This is a genomic window from Herbaspirillum sp. SJZ099, from assembly GCF_007828355.1.
In the GTDB taxonomy this organism is placed as follows: Bacteria; Pseudomonadota; Gammaproteobacteria; order Burkholderiales; family Burkholderiaceae_D; genus Herbaspirillum.
The window spans coordinates 217,834-240,396 of sequence record NZ_VIUO01000001.1; the positions used below are offsets into that span (position 1 = coordinate 217,834).

Genomic DNA, 22,563 nt, shown 5'->3' on the forward strand with positions numbered 1-22,563 from the left:
TCAGCGATGCGGCCCAAAGTACAGCGACTTACCAGAGACGTTACGTGAGGATCAGCCCTGTGCCTGCGGGCGCAGGGCTTCCTGCATGGCCGCCCGCGCGGCGGTGGCCAGGGCTGGCCGGTCCAGCGCCGGCAGGAAAGCGATGTTGAAACTGCGTGCGCCGAGGCGCACGCGATACTGCTGCATCAGGATACCCACCTCAAATTCCAGCAACCTTTGCATGCGGCGGCCATTGGCATCGGCCAGCGACAAGCGCAAGGCGAAGCCCGGGGCGTTGTAGTCCGGTTGTCCATCCAGCGCCAGGAACTCGCCTGTCTCGCCGACGCCCATGGCAGTGCAGCAATCATCGGCCAGGCCGTATATCCTGATCAGCTCGCGGCGCAATGCCTGCACGATGAACGAGCGCGGCAAGCCGAAGCCGGCGGATGAAATTGCATGCATCCTGCCGCTGGCGGCCAAGCTTGGCCGCGGCCGTGCTAATGCCATGATTTGATCTCGCCCTTAATCCGGGATCACCGCCGTGGCATCGACTTCCACCAGGTATTCCGGCCGCGCAAAGGCGGTCACCACGATGCCGGTGGAGACCGGGAACACCCCCTTCAGCCACCTGCCGACCACCAGGTAGACGTCTTCGCGGAAACGCGGGTCGGAGATGTAGATGGTGACCTTGCAGATGTGCTCCAGCTTGCTGCCGGCTTCCTTGAGCAGCATGTCGATATTCTTCATCGCCTGTTCGGTCTGGCCGCGGACGTCGCCGATGCAGACGCTCTCGGAGGTGTCCAGGTCCTGGCCGATCTGGCCGCGCAAGAACACCATGGTGCCGCGCGCCACCACGGCCTGGCATAGGTCGTTGTCGATCTTCTGTTCCGGATAGGTGGCCTTGGTGTTGAACTTGCGGATGCGTGTGTGTGCCATGTCTTTTCCCGATGGGTGAGTGGGTGAGTGGGTGAATGAGTGGTTGAAAGGCTGCTTATTTCTTGTCGAAATACCCGGCGCGGATCGTGGCGCCGATGAGGTTGACGATCAGGCGGCCGGCGGTTACGCAACTGATCTTGCTGGCGTTGTCCTTGGCCGGCTGGATCTCGACGATGTCCATGCCGACCACGCGGCCTTTCTTCACCAGGCCGTGGATCAGCTTGCGCGCCTGCAGGAAGGTCACGCCGCCGGGCGCGGGGCCATCGACGGCCGGCATGATGGCGCAGTCCAGGCCGTCGGCGTCGATGGTCAGGTAATAGTTGCCGCCGTCGGGGATGCGCGCCAGCACCGCGTCCATGCCGATGTCGTGCAATTCGTAGGCGCTGACCAGGTCGGCGCCCCATTCCCTGGCGGCGCGGTAGTCGGCGGGACGGCCGCTGCCTTGCGCGCGCAGGCCGATCTGCACGATGTGCTTGATGAAGGGCAGTTCGGAGGCGCGTCGGATCACGCTGGAGAGGCCGTCACGCACGCCGTTGACTTCATCGCGCCAGTCCAGGTGGGCATCGATATGCACCAGCGTCACCGGGCCGACTTCATCGAAGCCGCGCAGCACCGGGTTGGTGATGCCGTGGTCGCCTCCCAGCACGATGGGCATGCCGCCGCCGCGCACGATCTGGCGGATGGCGGTTTCGGCGCGGCGCTTGTGGGCTTCGGGATCGCCCAGGTCGGGCATGACGTCGCCGCAGTCGACGAAGCGGATGTCGTCGCGCTCCTGCAGCAGCGGGCCATCGATGTCGAAGTCGTAATGCGTGGGATGGCGCACCATGCGGTCGCTCAGGTCGCGCAGCGCCTGCGGCGCGTTGGTCTGGTCGTTGCTGTACTGGCGCGGGCTGTAGGCGGCGCCGAAGGGCATGCCCAGCACGGCGATGTCGCACTTCAGGTCGGTGAAGTCGGCGACCGGTTCCGAGTAAAGCAGGGTCTTGTGGCCGCTGCGCGGCGGGACGATGAGTTGTTCCATGGCTGGCATCCTTGGGGTAAGAGGCGGTAATAGTCCGGGAGGGCGGGCGTTGCGGCGTGCCGTTTCGAATGCACTGTAGCGATTGCCATGGCGCATGGAAAATGATTCTTTTGGAGGTATAGTTCCATTTTTCAAGACTTTATGAAAAACCAATCCCATGCTCCGACTCGACCTCGATGAACGCGACCTGCGCTCGCTGCGGGTGTTTTGCAACGTCGCCGAGGCGGGCGGTTTCTCCGCGGCCGAGAAGTCGCTGCATATGTCCAAGGCCTCCATCAGCCGCCATGTGCGCGAGGTCGAGGAACGCCTTGGCGTGCGCTTGTGCGAGCGCGGCCCGGCCGGCTTCAGGCTGACGCCGGAGGGCGAGGTGGCGGTCAAGCTGGCCACCAGCGCGCTGCGCTCGCTGGAGCGCATCCGGCCCGAGATCGATGCCGTGCATGGCGTGCTGTCCGGCCCGCTGGCGCTGGGCGTGGTCGAGCATGCGCTGGGCCATCCGGACTGCAAGCTGCCGCAAGCCATCGCCATGCTCAAGCGGCGCGCGCCCAAGGTGCAGCCGCGCATCGAGGTGATGACCTTCCCGGAACTGAACCAGGCGCTGCGCGAGCATCGCGTCGACATCGCCATCCGCGGGCGTTACCCCGGCGACGATGAGTTCGACTACTTGCCGCTGTTTGCCGAAAGCCACCGCATCTACGGCGCCATCCGCCCAGAGGGGCGGGAGGGTAAAGCCGGGCGCGGCGGCGCCAGGGAGTTGCCGTTGGTGCATCGCCCGCATCCTTATGTGGAGGCGGTGCTGGCCGGGGGCGGCTACGTGCGCGGGCCCGATGCCGGCGGACTGGAAGCCATCGCGCTGCTGGTGGCCACCGGCGACTATGTCGGCCTGCTGCCTACGCACTACGCGCAACTGATCGGCAAGCGCTACGCGTTGCGCGCGCGCCGCGGCAGCCCTACCTTCCACCACACCATTTGCGCGGTGACCGACCCGGTTCGCCCGTCCACCCATCGGGTCGACCTGTTCCTGTCCATCCTCAAGGAATTCCACGCGCGTTCTGCAGGCGCCCTCGCCGCCGCGTAATCCGGCGCTTCCCGCGCACGCCAAAATGGGGCGAACCCGATCGCACGGCTAACCATGCTGGGGCGTTTTGCCGGCGCCAGGCCGTGCCGTCCTGGCGTAGGCCCGCTGGCGACGGAACATTGATCCGGCCATTTTTGTACCGTTTGTGCCGAAATGGTTTGGCGACTTAGCCAGACAAACGCCCATGCAAACGGATCGCGGGGGGATGTCGCATCGGCATGAAAATGGTTCGTTTGAACCGTTTGTAGAATCGATTGGCACATATGTTGCTCAATGGTTGGCATCATCCAGCCAGCCGCCAACCTATCGTGAACCAGCCATCGCTGACCGCCCTCATCAAGGAACGCTTCGACAGCCTGCCGCGCCAGGCACGCCAGGTGGCGGCCTTCGTGCTGGACAATCCGCACGAAGTGGCGGTGCTGTCCATGCGCGAACAGGCGCGGCTGGCCGAAGTGCCGCCGTCGACCATGACGCGTTTTGCCAAGGCGCTGGGGCTGGACGGTTATGACGCCATCCGCGATGTCTTCAAGAGCAGCCTGCGCGCCCGCGGCAATGAATTCGGTTCGCGCGCCCAGGGCCTGGTCGAGCTGAACCAGCGCATCGGCGAAGCCGGCCTGGCGATGGATCTGGCCCACAACGCCACGGCCCAGATCCAGTCGCTGTGCGCGGGCGAGACCATGTCGTCCATCGTGCGCGCGGCCAGGCTGCTGTCTTCCGCGCGCGAGATCTTTTGCCTCGGCTTGCGCGGTTCCTTCCCGGTGGCTTTCCAGTTCGCCCATGTATGCGAATACTTCGCGCGCAACGTCACTCTGGTGGACGGGGCCGGCGAGAGCGGGATCATGAAGGTCATGCACCAGCCTTCCTCGCGCGACGTGGCGCTGATCTGCAGCATGGCGCCGCACTCGCGCCGCGCCATGTCGATCGCCACGCACCTGGAAAAGGCCAGCGTCAAGCTGGTGGTGATTACCGACAGCGCCAGTTCGCCGCTGGCGCGCATCGCCACCGAAAGCATCCTGGTGCCCAACAAGGGGCCTTCGTTTTTCGACACGCTGCTGCCGGCCTTCCTGGTGGCGGAAATCCTGGTGGCGCTGATGGCCGCCACTTCCCGGATCAACATCAAGTCGCAGATCGCCGACACGGAAAAGAAACTGTGGGGCGTGGGGGAATGGTGGGGCATGCAGGCCGACGCCGCGCCGGCGCCGCGCGCAAAGGCTCCCGCCAAGCGCGGCGCATGACGCCGCGGATCGGCGAATACGAATTTACCGGAGCGGCGCATGCGCGAGACATGCGGCCGACAAAAAATGGCGCCGCAACAGGCGCCGGGATTTCTCGAACCACGCCGGTGCGCCTTGCAGCGCGCACCTCGCATTGAGCCATATCTTCAGAAAGGATCACCCATGAAACGCCGCCCGCTACTCGCCCTGATCGGCCTCACCGCGGCCGCCGCCTGCTTTTCTTCGGCCAACGCATTGGCCGATGACCTGTACCAGACCATCATGTCGCGCAAGTCGATACGCGTGGCCGTTCCCACCGACTATCCGCCCTATGGCGCGGTCGGCACCGACATGCGGCCGCGCGGCTATGACATCGACATGGCCAACCTGATCGGCAGCAAACTGGGCGTCAAGGTCGAGCTGGTTCCGGTGACGGCGCCCAACCGCATCGCCTACCTGCAAACCAACAAGGCCGACATCACCATCTCGTCGCTGGGCAAGACCGCCGAGCGCGCCAAGGTAGTCGATTTCAGCATCGCCTATGCGCCATTCTTCGACGCGGTGTTCGGCGGCAAGAATGTGAAGGCCAGCAGCTTCGCCGAACTCAAGGGCAAGACCATCTCGGTCACACGCGGCTCGATGCAGGACCAGGAGCTGGAACAGATGGCGCCAGGCGCGGTCGTCAAACGCTTCGAAGACAACAACGCGACGCTGTCTTCCTTCCTGGCCGGGCAGACCCAGATGTTCGCGACCGGAACCACGGTTGCCGCCGCGCTGCAAAAGATGAACCCTTCGCTGGACATGGAACTGAAGGTGATCCTGGCCAATGCGCCATGCTATGTGGCCATGCCCAAGGGCGAATCGACGTTGCTGGCGAAGATCAATATGATCATCCGCGAAGCGCGCGCCGACGGCACCATCGACAAGTTCTCGCAGACCTGGCTGGGGGCGCCGGCCGGCCAGTTGCCGGACTGAGCCTGCCCGCGTGATGTGCACCGGCCGGCCGCCGACGCGGCCGGCCGTTTTTATTGTCGGGAGGAACAGGCGTGAAGGAAACAACGGGGCAGGGGACAGGACGCGGCGCGATCACCGTGATGAGCCGGTGGATCGCGCAGCTTGAGGAGGGCGACATCCCTGCGCACGTTCGCAGCGTTGCGCAAGATTGCCTGATCGATACCGTCGGCGTGATCGCCGCCGGTTCCGCCGCCAGGGTCGCCGCCCATGCGCGCGCGCTGGCCGGCATGGGCAGCATGGGCAGCCACCTTGGCATGTGCAACATCATCGGTACGGCGTTGCAGGCCGATGCCAGGCAGGCCGCCTTTGCCAATGGTGTGGCGGCCCACGCGCTGGATTTCGACGACAACTGTTATGCCGGTTTCGTCCACGGTTCGGCGGTGATCGTGCCGGCCGCGCTGGCGGCGGCCCAGCATGCCGATGCCAGCGGCCGCGAGCTGGTGGTGGCCTTGGTGGCCGGCGCCGAGTGCGAGTATGCGCTCGGCCTGGCCAGCGCCAATGTGCTGTACGACCAGGGCTGGTGGACGACCGGCGTGCTGGGGCCGGTGGGCGCATGCGCGGCGGCGGCGCGGCTGCTCCGGCTGGATGAACGGCAAACCGCGGCGGCGCTGGGCCTGGCGCTGTCCGGGGCGGCCGGCATCAAGGCCTGTTTCGGCACCGACGCCAAGGCCTTCCTCGCCGGGCGCGCGGCAGAGGCCGGCGTGACCGCCGCGTTCATGGCGCAGCTCGGCGCCAGCGGCCCCACCGATGCCGTTGAGCATCGCAACGGTTTCGCGCGGCTGTTCAATGGCGGCCATTGGGATGCGCAGGCGGTGGAGATGCTGGGCATGCGCTGGGCGCTGCACAACCCGGGCGTGGACATCAAGCGCATTCCGCTCTGCCTGTCTTCGCATGCGGCGGTGGACGCGGTCATGGCGCTGGCGCATATGCATGCCATCGATGCCGGCGAGATCGCGACGATCACCTGCGACGTGCCGCCGATCGTCATCGCCAACCTGATCCATGACGATCCGGCCACGCCGCAACAGGCGCAGTTCAGCATGCCGTTCGCAGTGGCCGTTTCGCTGTTGCATGGCACGGTCGGGCTGGAACATTTGTCGGCCGCGACGCTGGCAGACCCGCGCCTGCGGGAATTGATGGCGAAGGTCGGCATGACCAGCGGTGCGTACTGGGAAGATGCGGGGCGCCGGGCGGCCGCGCCGGAAGGTGCGCAAGTCAGCATCGCATTGCGCGACGGCAGGGTGGTGCAGGCATTCCGCGATTTCGCGCGCGGCGCCGCGCGTTATCCGCTCAGTGCCGAAGAACTCGATGCCAAGTTCCTGGGATGCCTGCGTTTCGCCGGCCTGGCGTCGTCCGACGACTGGCTGGCGCGTTTGCGCTCGCTGGCGTCTTGCGGGTCGGTGCGCGGATTGTTCCGCGCTTGAACCATTTGACAAAGGCGGGTCGGATGGCTGAAAGTGTGGTCACAGCCAATGGTGCAGTAAAGCATTTGTTGCTCGCAGTTAAAAAACGGGCAAGCGCCTTTGCTGGCTGGGGTATGTAGGAGGAATGTATGGCAAGCTATCGTATTTTCCTGGCGACAACTGGTATGACCTCCTGCAAAGTTGCATTGTTTGTGCGAACATAGCGAGTTATGTACAAGGGATATTGCATCTTTTGCACTTGTTTTTGTACTTGTTGCCGCGCCAATAAATCAATAAGTTTCCTCCGTGCCGCCGCGGCCATGCCGCCGGCCACTGCCATCAAAGGAGCCAGAACATGCCCCAGTCCTGGAATGCAGCCGCGATCGCCGAGAAATTCGGCATTGCCGTTGCCGACCTCGCCATTGAAATCATCCCCCATTCGACCGATGGCGTCGAATACGAAAGCATCCTCCTGTTCAACAAGGCCGCGCCGCCTGCCACGGGCATACTGGCTGTGCCCAATTATTTCGGCGTGCGCCAGCAGGCGCTCGAAATCGCCGCTACCACCATCGGCGCGGCGCATGCCGTGTTCGTGGCGGACGTCTACGGCAAGCATGTGCGGCCGGCCAACCCCGATGAGGCGGTGGCGGTCATCGGCCCGCTCAAGCAGGATCGCGCCGAACTGCGCAAGCGCATGAACGCTGCGCTGGAAGTCTTCCGCAATCAACAGAAAGTCCGGATCGCCGCCGACAGGTTCGGCGCCTGCGGTTTCTGCTTCGGCGGCACCGCCGCGCTGGAACTGGCGCGCTCCGGCGCCGACGTGCGCGGCACTGTGTCGCTGCATGGCGCCCTGTCGAGCCCGGCGCCCGACGCCAGCAAGATCAAGGGAGCGGTGCTGGTGCTGCACGGCGTGCAGGATCCGTCCGTGCCGCGCGAACAGGTCAATGGCTTCATCGACGAGATGAACGCCGCCAGGATCGACTGGCAACTGGTCAATTACGGCCAGGCCGGCCATTCATTCACCGACCCGGATTCCAACAGTCCGGGTTTCTTTTATCACCGCCAGACCGCCGAGCGTGCCTCGGTGGCGCTGAAGAACTTCTTCGGCGAGTTGTTCGCTTAAAAGTATCGATGCAAGTGTCGATGTTGAAACCGGCTGGCCATATGTGACCGGTTTCCCGCTTTTTCAGCCAGTTGTTTTCATGACGAAACCAGCAAGCCAAGTGCACAGCTTTTCGCGCGATGCCATGATCGCAAACCAAACAGCGCCATCGCTCCGGCTTTGCCGGCCCGAGCCGCGGCGCCACAAGAGGCAACTGCCATTCGCAGCCGCCGGGGCGTGTTCATCCCGACGTTTGCAAATGGAAGAGTGCCCGGCAATACCTCTCTCCTCAAACCACAGTCCAAAGGAAAGTCATGTCACAAGATAAAGAGCCGAGGCGGCGCTTTCTGCGTCAGGTACTGGCGATCGTCCCAGCAGCCAGTACGCTAGGCGGCGCCACCGCAGTCGCAGTCAGCCAGCCGGCCATCGCCGACAACTCCGAACCGGGCAAGCCGCGCGCTTATACCCCGACCTATTTCAACGCCGCCGAATGGGCATTCATCAATGCCGCGGTCGACCACCTGATTCCCTCCGACCAGTACGGCGCGGGCGCGCTCGAGACCGGCGTGCCCGAGTTCATCGACCGCCAGATGGAAACGCCCTACGGCGCCGGCAAGCTGTGGTACATGCAAGGCCCGTTCCATCCGGACAGCGTGCCCGAACTGGGCTACCAGCTCTCGCTGGTGCCGCGCGACATCTACCGCCAGGGCATCGCCGCCGCCAACGACTGGTGCACCAAGAACCACGGCAAGGTGTTCGCCGAATTGGACAAGAAGCTGCAGGTCGAGGTCCTGAAGCAGATGGAAGCCGGCAAGATTACGTTCGAGACCGTGCCCGCCAAGACTTTCTTCAGTTTCATGCTGGGCAACACCAAGGAAGGTTACTTCGCCGACCCGATGTACGGCGGCAACCAGAAAATGGGCGGCTGGAAGATGGTCGGCTTCCCCGGCGCGCGCGCCGACTACCTGGATTGGGTCGACCAGTACAACGTGAAATATCCATACGGCCCTGTGTCGATTCTGGGAGAAAAGGGCTGATCATGGCAATCAAAAAAGACAAAGTAGATGTGGTGATGGTGGGCTTGGGCTGGACCGGTTCCATCATGGGGATGGAGCTGACCGAAGCGGGCCTGAACGTGCTGGCGCTGGAACGCGGCGACATGCGCGACACCAATACCGATACCCCCTATCCGAAGGCGGTCGACGAACTGAAATACTCGGTGCGCGGCGCGCTGTTCCAGGACCTCTCGCGCGAGACCGTGACCATCCGCCACGGCGTGGCCGACGTGGCCGTGCCGTATCGCCAGCACGGCTCCTTCCTGCTGGGCGACGGCGTCGGCGGCGCCGGTTTCCACTGGAACGGCATGATGTACCGCAACCTGCCGGAAGAGCTGGAAATGCGCAGCCACCACGAGCAGAAGTACGGCAAGAAATTCATCCCCGAAGACATGACCATCCAGGACCATGGCGTCACCTACAAGGAACTGGAGCCGTTCTACGATTTCTCGGAGAAGGTGATGGCCGTATCGGGCAAGGCCGGCAACCTCAAGGGCAAGATCGTCGAAGGCGGCAATCCGCTGGAAGGCGAGCGCAGCGACGAATTCCCGACCAAGCCGCTGCAATACCAGTACAGCGCCTCGCTGGTCGAAAAGGCCATGCGCGACGTCGGCTACCATCCTTATCCGGCGCCGGCGGCCAACGCCTCCGAGCCGTTCACCAACCCCTATGGCGTGCGCATCGGCCCCTGCAACTACTGCGGCTTCTGCGAAAACTACGGCTGCTACATGTATTCCAAGGCCTCGCCGCAGACCACTATCCTGCCGGTGCTGTTGAAGCGCAAGAACTTCGAGCTGCGCACCAAGGCGCAGGTGATCAAGGTCAACCTCGATGCTTCCGGCAAGCGCGCCACCGGCGTTACCTACATCGACTCGCAAGGCCGCGAGGTCGAGCAGCCGGCCGACCTGGTGCTGTTGACCGCGTTCCAGACGCACAACGTGCGCCTGCTGCTGCTGTCGGGCATCGGCAAGCCGTATGACCCGGTCACCGGCGAAGGCGTGGTGGGCAAGAACTTCGCCTACCAGTACAACGGCGGCATCAACGTGGTCATGCCCAAGGGCACCCAGTTCAACCCGTTCATCGGCACCGGCGCCGGCGGCGTCGGCATGGACGACCTCAACGCCGACCAGTTCGACCACGGTCCGCTGGGCTTCATCGGCGGCGCCTCGATCCGCCACGTGCGCTACGGCGGCCGCCCCATCAAGCAGACCGGCACCATGCCGGGCGAGAAGGTGCCCAGCTGGGGATCGGAATGGAAGGGCAGCGTGCAGGACGCCTACCAGCGCACCCTGACCATCGGCATGTCCGGTTCGGTGATGGCTTACCGCGATTGCTACCTGTCGCTGGATCCGACCTACAAGGACGCCAACGGCCAGCCGCTCTTGCGCCTGACGCTGAACTGGAAGGAAAACGAAGGCAAGATGCTGACCTACATCGCCGACCAGATGGAAAAGGTCGGCCACGCGATGAACCCGGAGAAGGTCGTCAAGGCCGTGCGCAAGACCGGCTCGTCGTGGGACACCCGCGTGTACCAGTCGACCCACCTGACCGGCGGCGCGATCATGGGCACTACCCCGAAGAACAGCGTGGTCAACAAGTACCTGCAAAGCTGGGACGTGCCCAACGTGTTCGTCTACGGCGCTTCGGCGTTCCCGCAGAACATGGGCTACAACCCGACCGGCCTGGTCACGGCGCTGGCGTATCACTCCGCCAAGGCGATCCGCGAGCAGTATCTGAAAAACCCCGGTCCGCTGGTTCAGGCATAAGGATAACGAACATGATCAAGCACTATTTCATCGCCGCCTGCGCGGCAGTCATGACGCTGTCCGCGGCTGCCGCCTCGGCGCAAAACGCTCCGGCGGACCAGCAGTTGGTCAAGCGCGGCGAGTACCTGGCCAAGGCCGGCGACTGCGTGGCCTGCCACACGGCCAAGGGCGGCAAGCCCTTCGCCGGCGGCCTGCCGATGGCAACCCCGATCGGCACCGTGTACTCGTCCAACATCACGCCCGACAAGGAGCACGGCATCGGCAACTACAGCGAGGACGACTTCGACAAGGCCCTGCGCCACGGCATCCGCAAGGATGGCGCGTCGCTGTACCCGGCCATGCCGTATCCGTCCTACGCCAAGGTCAAGCCGGCCGACGTCAAGGCGCTGTATGCCTACTTCATGAACGGCGTGCAAGCCGATCCGACGCCCAATCGCGGCGTCGATATCGTCTGGCCGTTGTCGATGCGCTGGCCGCTGTCGATCTGGCGCAAGGTATTCGCGCCGGCCGTCGCAGTTGACGGCGCCGACGACAACAGCCCGCTCATGCGCGGCAAGTACCTGGTCGAAGGCCTGGGACACTGCGGCGCTTGCCACACCCCGCGCGGCATCGGGATGCAGGAGAAGGCGCTGACCGACGACAGTACGCAGTTCCTGTCGGGCGGCGTGGTTGAAGGCTATCTGGCCAACAACCTGCGCGGCGACGCGCGCGACGGCCTGGGCAACTGGAGCGAGGAAGACATCGCCGTCTTCCTGAAGACCGGCCGCAACAGCCACTCCGCAGCGTTCGGCGGCATGGCCGATGTGGTCGCCAACAGCACGCAGTACATGACCGACGAAGACCTGACGGCGATCGCCAAGTACCTCAAGTCGTTGAAGCCGGTCAAGGAAGGCGTGGCGCCGCTGGCGTATGACGACAAGACGCACCAGGCGTTGCGCAAGGGTTCCGACCAGAGTCCGGGCGCGATGGGTTTCCTCAACAACTGCGCCGCTTGCCACCGCAGCAGCGGCAAGGGCTGGACGGAAACCTTCCCGACCCTGGCGCAAAGCGCGACTGTGAATGCCGATAACCCGGCTTCGCTGATCAAGATCGTGCTGGCCGGCGGCGAGATGCCGTGGACCCACAAGGCGCCCACGCAGTTCGCCATGCCGGCCTTCGGCAGCCGTCTGTCGGATCAGGAAGTGGCGGAAATCGTCACCTTCATCCGCAACAGCTGGGGCAACAGCGCCGGCGCCGTGAGCGCCAGCGATGTCGCCAAGGTGCGCAAGGAGCTGCCGAAGCAAGCGATGGAGGCGGGTCCGGCGACTGTCGCCAAGCAGTAAGGCGTGTTTTCCTGCAGGCGCTATGTCGCCTGCGGGAGTGCGAAGAGAATGCGGCCTTTCCGAAAGGGGAGGCCGCATTTTTCATGGGCCGGAATAAGAGGCGCTGAACGACGCCGGGTCCTGACTTTCGCCAGGACGACGGGGCGATAACTAAGCCTCGTCTCGCATCATACCGTCGTCCCGGCGAAGGCCGGGACCCAGTGTCTTTCGTCGCAAAAAATGGGCTCCAAAAACAAACCCCACGCCCTTTCGGACGTGGGGGTTTTCTTCGAGCGAAGAGAGGAAAGGGAATGCTACTCCTTCACCGCCCCCGTCATGCCCGACACGTAGTACTCGACAAAGAACGAGTAGACCACCGCCACCGGCAGCGAGCCCAGCAGCGCGCCCGCCATCAGCGCGCCCCAGTGGTAGACGTCGCCATCGACCAGTTCGGTGACGATGCCGACCGGCACCGTCTTCACTTCCGAGGAGGAGATGAAGGTCAGCGCGTAGATGAACTCGTTCCACGACAGCGTGAAGGCGAAAATGCCGGCCGAGATCAGGCCCGGCACCGCCAGCGGCAGGATGATCTTGACCAGGATCTCCCAGCGGGTGGCGCCGTCGATCAGCGCGCACTCTTCCAGCTCATACGGGATCGAGCGGAAGTAGCCCATCAGCAGCCAGGTGCAGAACGGGATCAGGAAGGTCGGGTAGGTCAGGATCAGCGCCCAGCGGGTGTCGAACAGGCCCAGCTTGAACACGATCGCCGCCAGCGGGATGAACAGGATCGACGGCGGGATCAGGTAGGCCAGGAAGATGCCCAGGCCGACCTGCTTGGAGCCCTGGAAGCGCAGGCGTTCGATCGCGTAGGCGGCGAACACGCTGGCCGCCAGCGAGGCGAAGGTCGATACCACCGACACGATCACGGTGTTGAGCAGCCAGGCCGGGTACTGGGTATCGAACAGCAGCTTCTTGAAGTGCGCCAGCGTCGGCGCGATCACCCAGAACGGATTGCCGCTTTGCGACAGCAGCTCCGCATCCGGCTTGAAGGCGGTGATCACCATCCAGTAGAACGGGAACAGCAGCACGAACAGGAAGATGATCAGCGGCAGGTAGATGGTTACCCAGCGGCGCGGCGTGGATTGGAGGAAATCCATGCCCTGGGTTTCCATTTGGTCGTCTTTTTTCTTGGCCATTATTTGTCACCTCCTTGTTGCCAGCCGCGGCGTTGCAGGCCGAAATACGAGAACATGATGGCCGCCAGCAGGAACGGGATCATGTAGGTTGCCAGCGCAGCGCCTTCGCCCAGCGCGCCGCCCGGGATCGCACGCTGGAACGAGAGCGTGGCCATCAGGTGGGTTGCATTGAGCGGACCGCCTCGGGTCAGCACGTAGATCAACTGGAAGTCGGTGAAGGTGAACAGCACCGAGAAGGTCATCACTACCGCGATGATCGGAGTCAGCAGGGGCAGGGTGATGTAGCGGAACTGCTGCCACGGCTTGGCGCCGTCGATGGCCGCCGCCTCGTACAGCGAGGGCGAGATGGTCTGCAGGCCGGCCAAGAGCGAGATCGCCACGAACGGGATGCCGCGCCAGACGTTGGCGGCCACCGTCGACCAGCGCGCGTTCCACGGGTCGCCGAGGAAGTCGATGTAGTGGTCGATCAGGCCCATCTTCATCAAGGCCCAGCTGATGACGGAGAACTGGGCGTCATACAGCCACCAGAAGGCCAGCGCCGAGAGGGCGGTGGGCACGATCCAGGGCAGCAGCACCACGGCACGGAAGAAGGTCTTGAGCGGCACGTTCTTGTTGAGCAGGACCGCCAGCCACAAGCCCAGCCCGAACTTCAGGATGCTGGCGCTGATGGTGTAGAACAGCGTGTTGAACAGCGATAGTTGCGCCAGGGAGTCGCCGAACAGGTAGGTGTAGTTGTCCAGTCCGATGAAGCTGCCTTCGCCGCCGATCTTGGTGTCGGTGAAGCCGAGCCAGACGCCCAGCCCCAGCGGGTAGGTCAGGAACACCACCAGCAGGATCACGGCCGGGGCCATGAACAACATGCCCAGTACGTTACGATTATTCAGGAAACGGGATAGCATAATAAGCCTCGGTTGAGTCGCCGCGCCGGATCGCTCCGGGCGGAAAATGCCTGTTTTCATTTCGATGCGATAGCCGACATCGGCGCCGTGCCGGCGAGCCCTGACAACTCGCCAATCTGACCCGGCGCCGATGCCGCCGGACCGATGCGCGCCGGCCAGGGCCGGCGGCGGCGGTCCGGCCGCAAAACATCAAGCCTTGTAGAAGCGCTTGGCGCGATCGGCCGCGCGGTCGATGGCCTGCTGGATGGTCTTGGAACCGCTGGCCGCTTCGGCCACCATATCCACCACCACATAGTCGGCCATGCAAGCCGCCGACGCCTGGCCCAGCGGGCCTTCGTGACCGTGGTCCAGCATCAGCGATGCCGAGTCGCGGTACACGGTGGCCTTCGGGTCTTCGGTCCAGATCGGGTTCTTCTCGTAGGCCTTGAGCGGCTGGCTGACGTAGCCGATGGATGCCTTCATCCATGGGTTGTACTGGTCCGGCTCGAACATGAACTGGACGAAAGCCTTGGCCGCGTTCGGATACTTGGTGTGCTTGAAGATCATCATCTGGGTGATCTGCATCAGCTCGGTCGGTTTGCCGGCGGGGCCGATGGGGAAGTGCGCGTGCTGGGTATCCTTGCCGATCTCCTGCATCTTCGGATCGGTCGAATTCTTGGCCGCGTAGTACACCGAGATGCCGTTGGCGGTCATGCTGATCTGGCCGTCCAGATAAGCCTTGTTGTTGGACGGATCCTGCCACGACAGCGTGCCCGGGACGAAGGTCGCGTACAGCTGCTTGGCGTATTCCAGCGCGGCTTTGGTTTCGGGGGAGTTGATGGCGACCGCGCCCTTCTTGTCGACCAGCTTGCCGCCGTGCGACCACAGCAGCCAGTGCGCCCAGTTGTTGGCGTCGCCCACCGCCTTGCCCAGCGCGAAGCCGACCGGGGTGTTCTTGGCCTTCAGGGCCTGGCACAGCTTCAGGAAGCCGGCGGTGTCCTTGGGGATGGCGTCAAAGCCGGCGGCCTTGATCTGGCTTTCGCGATAGACCAGGGCGTTGCCGATCACGCCCAGGGGCAGGGCGATCCACTTGCCGTCCTTGGTGCCGTACTTGCGGCAGACGTCGTACCAGCCGCCGTAGCGCTTGCCCAGCGAATCGGCCAGGTCGGTCATGTCGAGCAGCTTGGTCGGGTATTGCTGCGGGTCGTCGAACCAGCCCAGCACGATGTCGGGGCCGCTGCCCACGTTGGCGGCAACGGCGGCCTTGGGACGGACGTCTTCCCAGCCTTCGCTGTCGGTACGCACGGCCACGCCGGTCAGTTCGGTGAATTTCTTGACGTTGGCGTTCCACAGGTCTTCGTCGCCCTGCACGAAGCGCTTCCAGCGCAGTATGCGCAGGGTCGCGCCTTGCTCGATCGGGTACTTGATGCTGTCGGCCGCGGCTGCTCCCGCGGGTGCGGCGAAAGCGTTCATGCCCACGCTCGATGCGGCCGCGGCGGCGGCGCTGCTTACCAGGAAATCGCGTCTTGTCAGCTTGCTCATGTCTCCTACTCCTTCGGTTGAAAGTGGAACGGACCGCTATGGTGCGGATTGTTGTTCTGATGCTGCCTTGCCGATGACTGATTGCTAAAGATGATGCGGGTGTGCTGCTTTGCTTGGTTGCTGCGGTAATGCCCAGACCATGCCGGCCGCGATCTGGCCGGCATGGAAATGGTGTCAGCGACGCGCCAGCGTCTGGCCCGATTCGGCGTCGAACAGGTGCGTGCGCGTATGGTCGGGCGCCAGATGGATGGTGTCGCCGGATCCGAAGTTGTGGCGTTCGCGGAAGATCGAGGTCAGGCTGGTGTCGCAGAAGCGGCTGTAGACCTCGGTGTCGGCGCCGGTCGGCTCGACCACGATGACCTTGGTGGCGATGCCGTCGCCGGCCGCGCCGATGGCCAGGTGTTCGGGCCGCACGCCGTAGACCACGCGCTGGCCATCGCTGCCTTGCAGCTGGCGGCCATAGGGCGCCGGCAGGCGGGTGCCGTCGGAGAATTCAACTTCGGCGCGGTCGGCCGACAGGCGCAGCGTGCCGGGGATGAAGTTCATCGCCGGCGAACCGATGAAGCCGGCCACGAACTGGTTGGACGGATGGTCGTACAGTTCCAGCGGACGGCCGCGCTGTTCCACCAGGCCGTCGCGCATGACCACGATCTGGTCGGCCATGGTCATCGCCTCGATCTGGTCGTGGGTGACGTAGACCGAAGTGGTCTTGAGGCGCTGGTGCAGTTCCTTGATCTCGGTGCGCATCTGCACGCGCAGCTTGGCGTCGAGGTTGGACAGCGGTTCGTCGAACAGGAACACCTGCGGATCGCGCACGATGGCGCGGCCCATCGCCACGCGCTGGCGCTGGCCGCCGGAGAGCTGGCGCGGATAGCGTTCCAGCAGCTGGTTCAGGCCGAGGATGTCGGCGGCTTTCTTGACGCGCTCCTCGATGAAGGACTTGTCCTTCTTGGCCAGCGTCAGCGAGAACGCCATGTTGTCCCTGACCGACATGTGCGGGTAGAGCGCGTAGTTCTGGAACACCATGGCGATGTCGCGATCCTTGGGCTGCACGTTGTTCACCACCGTGCCGCCGATGAGGATTTCGCCGCCGCTGATTTCTTCCAGCCCCGCGAGCATGCGCAGCAGGGTGGACTTGCCGCAGCCGGACGGGCCGACCAGGACGGCGAACTGGCCGTCTTCAATGTCGATGTCGACGCCACGGATGATCTGGGTGCTGCCGAACTGTTTCTTGACAGCGCGAATCTGTACTGATGCCATGCAATTGCTCCTCGTGTATATCCTCGTTTTCGGCGCTGCGGGCGTCCTTGTGGGAGCGCCTGCGACGACTTTCTTCTATTTGCAGGGATGCCGGCCGTTATGCCATCTTGCCTGTGGCGGCATGCGGGGATCTGAGACGTCCCCTTTACACTTTCACCGGCGGCGCTGGATTGCCCCCGGTGCTGCAGCTGCCGGACAGCTTGCGGCCGCCGGCGTGTCTGGCGACTCCCGTGCGCCCTGGCGCGCGGGAATTGTCTCTTGCTATTTTTTGTTGTCTTTCTTGCCTTCGACGACCACGTAGGATGGGCGTCCGGTGCGGTCCCAGTCGATCAGGTTCTGGGCTGCCTTGCGGCGCAGTTCGCGCGCGGCGACGTCGGAGTAGAACGCCGCGTGCGGCGACAATAGCACACGCTTGTGTTGCACGATAGCCGATGCCGTCGCCGGCGGTTCCACCGGCAGCACGTCCAGCGCCGCGCCCTTGAGCCGGTTCGAATCCAGCGCCGCCAGCAGGTCGTCGATATTGACCAGGCCGCCGCGCGCGGAGTTGACCAGGTAGCTGTTGGGCTTGAGCAGGTTCAGCACCGAGGCGTCGATCATGCCGCGCGTCTCGTCGTTGAGCGGAGTGTGCAGCGAGACCACATCGGCCTGCCTGAACAGCTCTTCGCGGCCCACGCGTTCCACGTAGGCGGGGAAGTCGCCGTCGATGATATGCGGGTCGTAAGCGATGACGCGCTTGAACACGTTGCGGCTGATGTGCGCCATGCGCTTGCCGATGCGGCCCAGGCCGATGATGCCCAGCGTCATCTCGGAGGCGCGCGGGATGATGCCGGCAGTGGTGTAGTGCCATTCGCCGGCCTTCACGGCACGGTCGTAGACGGTGATGTTGCGGATCAGGTCCAGCGCCATGGCCAGCGCATGCGTGGCGACTTCGCCCACGCCGTAGTCGGGCGAGTTGCCGACCCACACGCCGTATTTGGCGGCGTCTTCGGTGTTGATGGTGTCGAAGCCGGCGCCGTAGCGGCTGGCGATGCGGATTTCAGGGCGCGCCGCGAACACCTTGGCGTTGACCGGCGCGTATTGCACCAGGAGGCCCTGGCATCCTGCGGATGCGGCGATGACTTCCTCCTCGGTGCGGCATTGCGCCGTCACCACCTCGACGCCGGCAGCCTTGTACAGCGCCAGCTCCAGGTCGACGTCGGGGAAGTCATAGTCGGTGATCAGTACTTTCATTGCTTCGTCTCCATGATGGTTGTCTCGGTCCCACCTTGATGCAATTACGTCTGTCGCTGTTTCCTCGCCGGTTGCGTCGGCCTGTGGCTCTGTCCGCAACCGCTTGGATGTATTTCTGTTTCTATTTCAGGCGTTTCCGATCCAACCGTTTATCCAAAAGGTGTTTGATGTATCTCTACGCGGGCGCTGGGTGGCGCTTCTGGCGTCGCCTGCCTTGGCGCCCGCGGTGTTGCTTAGTGACTTGGTGACTTAGTGATTATCCTTGGGCACGTAGGCGCCGCTCTTGCCGACCAGGAAGTCGAGGTCGGCGCCGAGGTTGGCCTGCTGCACATGGTCCACATAGAGCTTGATCCAGCCACGCGTGGCCGGCGACTCCGGCTTTTGCCAGGCGGCGCGGCGGCGTTCCATTTCTTCGTCGGTGATGTCCAGGTGCAGCTTGCGCGCTTCCACGTCCAGTTCGATGAAGTCGCCGTTCTGCACCAGCGCCAGCGGGCCGCCGGCGGCGGCTTCGGGCGTGACGTGCAGCACCACGGTGCCATAGGCGGTGCCGCTCATGCGGGCGTCGGACACGCGCACCATGTCGGTGATGCCTTTGCGCAGCACCTTCGGCGGCAGCGGCATATTGCCGGCTTCGGCCATGCCCGGGTAACCCTTGGGGCCGCAGTTCTTCAGCACCAGCACGCAGGTTTCGTCCACGTCCAGGTTCTCGTCGTCGATGCGCTTGTGCAGGTCGTCGCTGTTCTCGAACACCACGGCGCGGCCGCGGTGCTTCAACAGCGCCGGGGTGGCGGCCGACGGCTTGATCACGGCGCCGTCCGGGGCCAGGTTGCCCTTGAGGATGGCGATGCCGGCGGCTTCCTTGAACGGCTTGTCGAAGGAACGGATCACTTCCTCGTTCCAGTTCGGCGCGTCCTTGCAGTTGTCCCACAGGGTGCTGCCGTTGGCGGTCAGCGCCGACTTGTCGATCACGCTTTCCAGCTGGCGGATCACTGCCGGCAGGCCGCCGGCGTAGTAGAAGTCTTCCATCAGGAATTTGCCCGACGGCTGCAGGTCCAGCAGGCACGGCAGCTTCTGGCCGATGTCGTCCCAGTCCTTCAGGTCCAGCTTGATGCCGATCCGGCCGGCGATCGCCAGCAGGTGGATCACCGCGTTGGTGGAGCCGCCGATGGCGGCGTTGACGCGGATCGCGTTTTCGAAGGCGGCGCGGGTCAGGATCTTGGACAGCACCAGGTCTTCCTTGACCATCTCGACGATGCGGCGGCCGGCATTGCGCGCCAGCACGTTGCGGCGCGCATCCACGGCCGGGATGGCGGCGTTGTGCGGCAGGCCCACGCCCAGCGCCTCGACCATGCTGGCCATGGTGGAAGCCGTGCCCATGGTCATGCAGTGGCCGTGCGAGCGGTGCATGCAGCTCTCGGCTTCGAAGAATTCTTCCTGTGTCATCTTGCCGCCGCGGACATCTTCCGACATCTGCCACACGCCGGTGCCGGAACCGATTTCACGGCCGCGGTATTTGCCGGACAGCATCGGGCCGCCCGACACGCCGATGGTCGGCACGTCGACCGACGCCGCGCCCATCAGCAGGGCGGGGGTGGTCTTGTCGCAGCCCATCAGCAGCACCACGCCGTCCAGCGGATTGGCGCGGATCGACTCTTCCACGTCCATCGACGCCAGGTTGCGGTACAGCATGGCGGTCGGGCGCAGCAGGGTCTCGCCCAGCGACATCACCGGGAACTCCAGCGGGAAGCCGCCGGCTTCCCAGATGCCGATCTTGACCTGTTCGGCCAGGGCGCGGAAGTGCGAGTTGCAGGGCGTCAGTTCAGAGTAGGTGTTGCAGATGCCGATCACCGGACGGCCGTCGAACTGGTCGTGCGGGATGCCGCGGTTCTTGACCCAGGAGCGGTAGATGAAACCGTCGCGGTCCTGGCGGCCGAACCAGGCTTGGCTGCGGCGGGTGAGTTTCTTGGTATCGTCAGTCATGTGGGATTCCCTCGATGGCGGGCAGGGCGGCCTGTCAGGCCGGGCACTGTCCGTACAACATCAAAATGCCGTGCGCGCATCGGCGCTACGGTGCTGTTTCGTGGTGCCGGCGCCAGCGTGCACGCGCCGTCCTGCGGGCTTAACTATCGCCCTGGTCAAAGAAATAGCGGGAAAAGTCGATCAGCAGGAAGGCCAGCAGGGAACCGAAGGAGGAGGCGCGGCGCAGCGCGCGCCGGGCGCAGGTGGTGGATGGCAATGCGGCCACGGCGGCATGGGTCCAGCTGCCGTGTGAGTTGCCGTTCGCGCTCATTGCTGCGTATGCCAAGAGTGTCTCCGTTGCCTGATGCTGCCTGCGGTATTGGATACCGCGGCGGCTGGGTCCTGGGGTTGCCCGTTCCTGCACCTGTTGCCTTGCGCTCGTCTCCCCGACGTTGCAAATGGCCGCAGCATGCGACGTGACTTATTCGATTGGCAGCGAGTCTATTGCAGCATTCTTTGTTTGGTCAAGTGGTAATACCAAATTGGAACGGCAATTTTGGAGTCGGGGCGGAGCTCGCATCCGGCGCTGTGACGGTGCAGCATCGCAGGCTTGGCCCTGTAGCCGCAGAAGCCATGCTGGGCAAGGCTTTGCGAGGCGAAGACCGGGCCGGGAATTTGTTGCGGCGCGAGATGGATGAATTGTTTTGATGCGTAGGATTCATCCTTGACACTCGCTATCGGATATGAAATTCTAACCCGACTGGTCTGACCACATTACCTATCAGTCCTGAATCATCGTACAGCAAAGTGCGATGACAAGAAATAACCAGACAGACAATATAAAAAGCAGCAAGGCACCGGCACCTGCGCATAAGAGAAGCAACCAGAATTCTCATGCAGGTAAAGCATGCAGGAACGGAAAGTCCTACGCCAAAACGTTCCTGCTCCCAGACACCGGAGGAGACATGAACTTTACACGCAGAATTACCCGCAGAACCCTGATCAAGACAGCCGCGGCCGCGACAGCGGCCTGTGCTTTGCTGGGCGCCCAGCCGGCGTTGGCCGCCTGGCCCGAGCGGCCGGTCACGCTGGTGGTGCCCTGGGGGGCAGGCGGCGGCACCGACGCCACCGCGCGCATCATCGGCGCCTTGCTGGAGAAGGATATCGGCCAGCCGGTCAACGTGGTCAACCGCACCGGCGGCAACGGCGTGGTGGGCCACCAGTCGATCGCCGGCGCCGCGCCCGACGGCTACACCATCGGCATTGCCACCGTCGAAATTTCGATGATGCACCACCAGGGGCTGACCAAGCTGACGCCGCGCGATTTCACGCCGCTGGCGCTGATGAACTTCGACCCGGCGGCGCTGACCGTGAGCCACGACTCCCCCTACAAGACCTTCGATGACCTGATGAAGGCGATCAAGGCCAATCCGGGCAAGCTCAAGGCTTCCGGCACCGGCCAGGGCGGCATCTGGCACCTGGGCCTGGCCGGCATGCTCAACGACCTGAAACTGGCGCCGACGGCGGTGCGCTTCGTGCCTTCCAACGGCGCGGCGCCGGCCATGGTCGACCTGGCTGCCGGCGGTGTGGACATCGTGGCGGCATCGCTGCCGGAGGCGCGTTCGCTGATCGATGCCGGCAAGGCGACGCCGCTGGTGATCATGGCCAACGAGCCGGCGGCGCTGTATCCCAAGGTGCCCACGCTCAAGAGCCTGACCGGCAGCGGCTGGACCAATGGCGCCTGGCGCGGCATCGTCGCGCCCAAGGGGTTGCCGGCCGATATTTCGACCAAGTTGTCGGCCAGCCTGAAGAAGATCTATGACAGCAAGGAGTACAAGGACTTCATGAGCGGACGCGGTTTCGGCGTGATGTATGCCGACTCCGCCGAGTTCGGCAAATTCATGGACAAGAGCGATGCCGACATGGGCGCGATCCTGAAAACGCTGGGCATGGCGCGCTGATGCAGGTGTTGCCGCCTGTTTTTGCGCCGCCGGATCGCGTATCCGGCGGCGCGGAACGGGCGGCGCTCATGCATCGCACCGCCATACATGGCGTCACCATGACAACGACTTCGCCAAACTCCTTACGATTGATTCCATCATGAAAATCAACGACGCTCTCTCCGGATTGCTGGTCGCGTTTTTTGCGGTCGCCATCTACGTTTCTTCCGCGGCGCTGCCCGCCATGGGGCAGGACATCGGCCCCAATGTCTTCCCGCAGGCGCTGGCCGGCGGCTTCATGATCTGCGCCGTGCTGCTGATCATCCGCGGGCTGCGCGGCTTGAAAAAGACCGCCGCCTCCCACGCCTCGCTCATCGCCGCCGTCGGCAGCGACGACCAGGACGCGCACTGGTTCACCGTGCCCGAATGGGTGCGCAGCCGCCGCGCAGTGTTCGCCTTCCTGCTGGTGCCGGCAGCGCTGCTGTTCTACATCTGGGTCTCCGAGCCGCTGGGTTTCCTGCCGACCGCGTTCGTGCTGCTGATGGTGCTGTTCCTGACCTTCCGCACGCGCATTGCGGTGGCGATTCCGGTGGCGCTGGCCAGCGCGCTGGGCATCCACTACGTTTTCTACAAGCTGCTCAAGGTGCCCTTGCCTTGGGGCGTCTTGAAACCGATCGCCTGGTAAGGAGCACAGC

20 protein-coding genes are annotated in these 22,563 nt (G+C 64.1%); 10 read left to right on the forward strand and 10 right to left on the reverse strand.

Annotated features, from left to right (window positions below; genetic code table 11):
* Window positions 1-51: 51 nt before the first annotated feature.
* Genes FB597_RS00915 through FB597_RS00925 form a run of 3 tightly spaced genes read right to left on the reverse strand, consistent with a single transcriptional unit; the run spans window position 52 to window position 1,933 of the window.
* Window positions 52-441 (reverse strand): hypothetical protein, encoded by a 390-nt coding sequence (locus tag FB597_RS00915; RefSeq protein ID WP_141912808.1) that lies wholly within the window; start codon window positions 439-441, stop codon window positions 52-54.
* A 60-nt stretch (window positions 442-501) separates the two neighbouring features.
* Window positions 502-915 (reverse strand): RidA family protein, encoded by a 414-nt coding sequence (locus FB597_RS00920; protein ID WP_144767645.1) that lies wholly within the window; start codon window positions 913-915, stop codon window positions 502-504.
* A 55-nt stretch (window positions 916-970) separates the two neighbouring features.
* Complete coding sequence (locus FB597_RS00925) at window positions 971-1,933, reverse strand: agmatinase (RefSeq protein ID WP_144767647.1); 963 nt, start codon at window positions 1,931-1,933, stop codon at window positions 971-973.
* Between the two features lie 157 nt (window positions 1,934-2,090).
* On the opposite strand from FB597_RS00925, the gene FB597_RS00930 reads away from it, so the two are divergent.
* From FB597_RS00930 to FB597_RS00965, 8 genes are all read left to right on the forward strand, one after another.
* Window positions 2,091-3,008: a LysR family transcriptional regulator gene (locus tag FB597_RS00930; protein ID WP_141912812.1), complete on the forward strand. Its 918-nt coding sequence runs from the start codon at window positions 2,091-2,093 to the stop codon at window positions 3,006-3,008.
* A gap of 308 nt (window positions 3,009-3,316) precedes the next feature.
* The gene (locus tag FB597_RS00935) at window positions 3,317-4,243 is read left to right on the forward strand and encodes a MurR/RpiR family transcriptional regulator (RefSeq protein WP_255517048.1); all 927 of its coding nucleotides are present in this window, start codon (window positions 3,317-3,319) and stop codon (window positions 4,241-4,243) included.
* Between the two features lie 162 nt (window positions 4,244-4,405).
* Window positions 4,406-5,197, forward strand: a complete 792-nt coding sequence (locus tag FB597_RS00940) for a transporter substrate-binding domain-containing protein (RefSeq protein ID WP_144767653.1) — start codon at window positions 4,406-4,408, stop codon at window positions 5,195-5,197.
* A gap of 71 nt (window positions 5,198-5,268) precedes the next feature.
* Window positions 5,269-6,660, forward strand: coding sequence for an MmgE/PrpD family protein (locus FB597_RS00945; RefSeq protein WP_255517049.1), 1,392 nt, complete (start codon window positions 5,269-5,271; stop codon window positions 6,658-6,660).
* A 334-nt stretch (window positions 6,661-6,994) separates the two neighbouring features.
* Window positions 6,995-7,762 (forward strand): dienelactone hydrolase family protein, encoded by a 768-nt coding sequence (locus FB597_RS00950; RefSeq protein WP_144767655.1) that lies wholly within the window; start codon window positions 6,995-6,997, stop codon window positions 7,760-7,762.
* Between the two features lie 293 nt (window positions 7,763-8,055).
* On the forward strand, window positions 8,056-8,778 hold the full coding sequence (locus tag FB597_RS00955; RefSeq protein WP_141912825.1) for a gluconate 2-dehydrogenase subunit 3 family protein: 723 nt from the start codon (window positions 8,056-8,058) through the stop codon (window positions 8,776-8,778).
* A gap of 2 nt (window positions 8,779-8,780) precedes the next feature.
* Window positions 8,781-10,562, forward strand: coding sequence for a GMC family oxidoreductase (locus FB597_RS00960; RefSeq protein WP_141912828.1), 1,782 nt, complete (start codon window positions 8,781-8,783; stop codon window positions 10,560-10,562).
* A gap of 11 nt (window positions 10,563-10,573) precedes the next feature.
* Window positions 10,574-11,884: a cytochrome c gene (locus FB597_RS00965; protein ID WP_183405799.1), complete on the forward strand. Its 1,311-nt coding sequence runs from the start codon at window positions 10,574-10,576 to the stop codon at window positions 11,882-11,884.
* A 293-nt stretch (window positions 11,885-12,177) separates the two neighbouring features.
* On the opposite strand, the gene FB597_RS00970 is transcribed toward FB597_RS00965, so the two are convergent.
* The 7 genes from FB597_RS00970 to FB597_RS01000 all read right to left on the reverse strand — a co-directional run bounded on the left by FB597_RS00970 (window position 12,178) and on the right by FB597_RS01000 (window position 20,274).
* The gene (locus tag FB597_RS00970; protein WP_050468896.1) at window positions 12,178-13,059 is read right to left on the reverse strand and encodes a carbohydrate ABC transporter permease; all 882 of its coding nucleotides are present in this window, start codon (window positions 13,057-13,059) and stop codon (window positions 12,178-12,180) included.
* On the reverse strand, window positions 13,059-13,958 hold the full coding sequence (locus tag FB597_RS00975; RefSeq protein ID WP_141912830.1) for a carbohydrate ABC transporter permease: 900 nt from the start codon (window positions 13,956-13,958) through the stop codon (window positions 13,059-13,061). The genes FB597_RS00970 and FB597_RS00975 overlap by 1 nt, the downstream gene beginning before the upstream one ends.
* Window positions 13,959-14,147: 189 nt before the next feature.
* The gene (locus FB597_RS00980) at window positions 14,148-15,479 is read right to left on the reverse strand and encodes an ABC transporter substrate-binding protein (RefSeq protein WP_144767657.1); all 1,332 of its coding nucleotides are present in this window, start codon (window positions 15,477-15,479) and stop codon (window positions 14,148-14,150) included.
* A 174-nt stretch (window positions 15,480-15,653) separates the two neighbouring features.
* On the reverse strand, window positions 15,654-16,739 hold the full coding sequence (locus FB597_RS00985) for an ABC transporter ATP-binding protein (protein WP_141912834.1): 1,086 nt from the start codon (window positions 16,737-16,739) through the stop codon (window positions 15,654-15,656).
* 261 nt (window positions 16,740-17,000) lie between these two features.
* Window positions 17,001-17,969 (reverse strand): C-terminal binding protein, encoded by a 969-nt coding sequence (locus FB597_RS00990; RefSeq protein WP_144767659.1) that lies wholly within the window; start codon window positions 17,967-17,969, stop codon window positions 17,001-17,003.
* Window positions 17,970-18,218: 249 nt separating this feature from the next.
* On the reverse strand, window positions 18,219-19,949 hold the full coding sequence (locus tag FB597_RS00995) for an IlvD/Edd family dehydratase (RefSeq protein ID WP_141912838.1): 1,731 nt from the start codon (window positions 19,947-19,949) through the stop codon (window positions 18,219-18,221).
* A gap of 139 nt (window positions 19,950-20,088) precedes the next feature.
* The gene (locus FB597_RS01000; protein ID WP_144767661.1) at window positions 20,089-20,274 is read right to left on the reverse strand and encodes a hypothetical protein; all 186 of its coding nucleotides are present in this window, start codon (window positions 20,272-20,274) and stop codon (window positions 20,089-20,091) included.
* A gap of 619 nt (window positions 20,275-20,893) precedes the next feature.
* On the opposite strand from FB597_RS01000, the gene FB597_RS01005 reads away from it, so the two are divergent.
* Together FB597_RS01005 and FB597_RS01010 are read left to right on the forward strand one after the other, a co-directional pair.
* Window positions 20,894-21,889 (forward strand): tripartite tricarboxylate transporter substrate binding protein, encoded by a 996-nt coding sequence (locus FB597_RS01005; RefSeq protein ID WP_141912841.1) that lies wholly within the window; start codon window positions 20,894-20,896, stop codon window positions 21,887-21,889.
* A 139-nt stretch (window positions 21,890-22,028) separates the two neighbouring features.
* Window positions 22,029-22,553, forward strand: a complete 525-nt coding sequence (locus tag FB597_RS01010; RefSeq protein ID WP_141912844.1) for a tripartite tricarboxylate transporter TctB family protein — start codon at window positions 22,029-22,031, stop codon at window positions 22,551-22,553.
* Window positions 22,554-22,563: the final 10 nt, after the last annotated feature.

Excerpts from the sequence above, each read along its gene's own strand:
- FB597_RS01005 (WP_141912841.1), top strand. The coding sequence starts at position 20,894 with ATGAACTTTACACGCAGAATTACCCGCAGAACCCTGATCAAGACAGCC.
- FB597_RS00965 (WP_183405799.1), top strand. The coding sequence starts at position 10,574 with ATGATCAAGCACTATTTCATCGCCGCCTGCGCGGCAGTCATGACGCTG.
- FB597_RS00990 (WP_144767659.1), bottom strand. The coding sequence starts at position 17,969 with ATGAAAGTACTGATCACCGACTATGACTTCCCCGACGTCGACCTGGAG.
- FB597_RS00955 (WP_141912825.1), top strand. The coding sequence starts at position 8,056 with ATGTCACAAGATAAAGAGCCGAGGCGGCGCTTTCTGCGTCAGGTACTG.
- FB597_RS00915 (WP_141912808.1), bottom strand. The coding sequence starts at position 441 with ATGCATGCAATTTCATCCGCCGGCTTCGGCTTGCCGCGCTCGTTCATC.
- FB597_RS01010 (WP_141912844.1), top strand. The coding sequence starts at position 22,029 with ATGAAAATCAACGACGCTCTCTCCGGATTGCTGGTCGCGTTTTTTGCG.
- FB597_RS00995 (WP_141912838.1), bottom strand. The coding sequence starts at position 19,949 with ATGACTGACGATACCAAGAAACTCACCCGCCGCAGCCAAGCCTGGTTC.
- FB597_RS00980 (WP_144767657.1), bottom strand. The coding sequence starts at position 15,479 with ATGAGCAAGCTGACAAGACGCGATTTCCTGGTAAGCAGCGCCGCCGCC.
- FB597_RS00960 (WP_141912828.1), top strand. The coding sequence starts at position 8,781 with ATGGCAATCAAAAAAGACAAAGTAGATGTGGTGATGGTGGGCTTGGGC.
- FB597_RS00950 (WP_144767655.1), top strand. The coding sequence starts at position 6,995 with ATGCCCCAGTCCTGGAATGCAGCCGCGATCGCCGAGAAATTCGGCATT.
- FB597_RS00920 (WP_144767645.1), bottom strand. The coding sequence starts at position 915 with ATGGCACACACACGCATCCGCAAGTTCAACACCAAGGCCACCTATCCG.
- FB597_RS00970 (WP_050468896.1), bottom strand. The coding sequence starts at position 13,059 with ATGGCCAAGAAAAAAGACGACCAAATGGAAACCCAGGGCATGGATTTC.
- FB597_RS00930 (WP_141912812.1), top strand. The coding sequence starts at position 2,091 with ATGCTCCGACTCGACCTCGATGAACGCGACCTGCGCTCGCTGCGGGTG.
- FB597_RS00940 (WP_144767653.1), top strand. The coding sequence starts at position 4,406 with ATGAAACGCCGCCCGCTACTCGCCCTGATCGGCCTCACCGCGGCCGCC.
- FB597_RS00925 (WP_144767647.1), bottom strand. The coding sequence starts at position 1,933 with ATGGAACAACTCATCGTCCCGCCGCGCAGCGGCCACAAGACCCTGCTT.
- FB597_RS00975 (WP_141912830.1), bottom strand. The coding sequence starts at position 13,958 with ATGCTATCCCGTTTCCTGAATAATCGTAACGTACTGGGCATGTTGTTC.
- FB597_RS00985 (WP_141912834.1), bottom strand. The coding sequence starts at position 16,739 with ATGGCATCAGTACAGATTCGCGCTGTCAAGAAACAGTTCGGCAGCACC.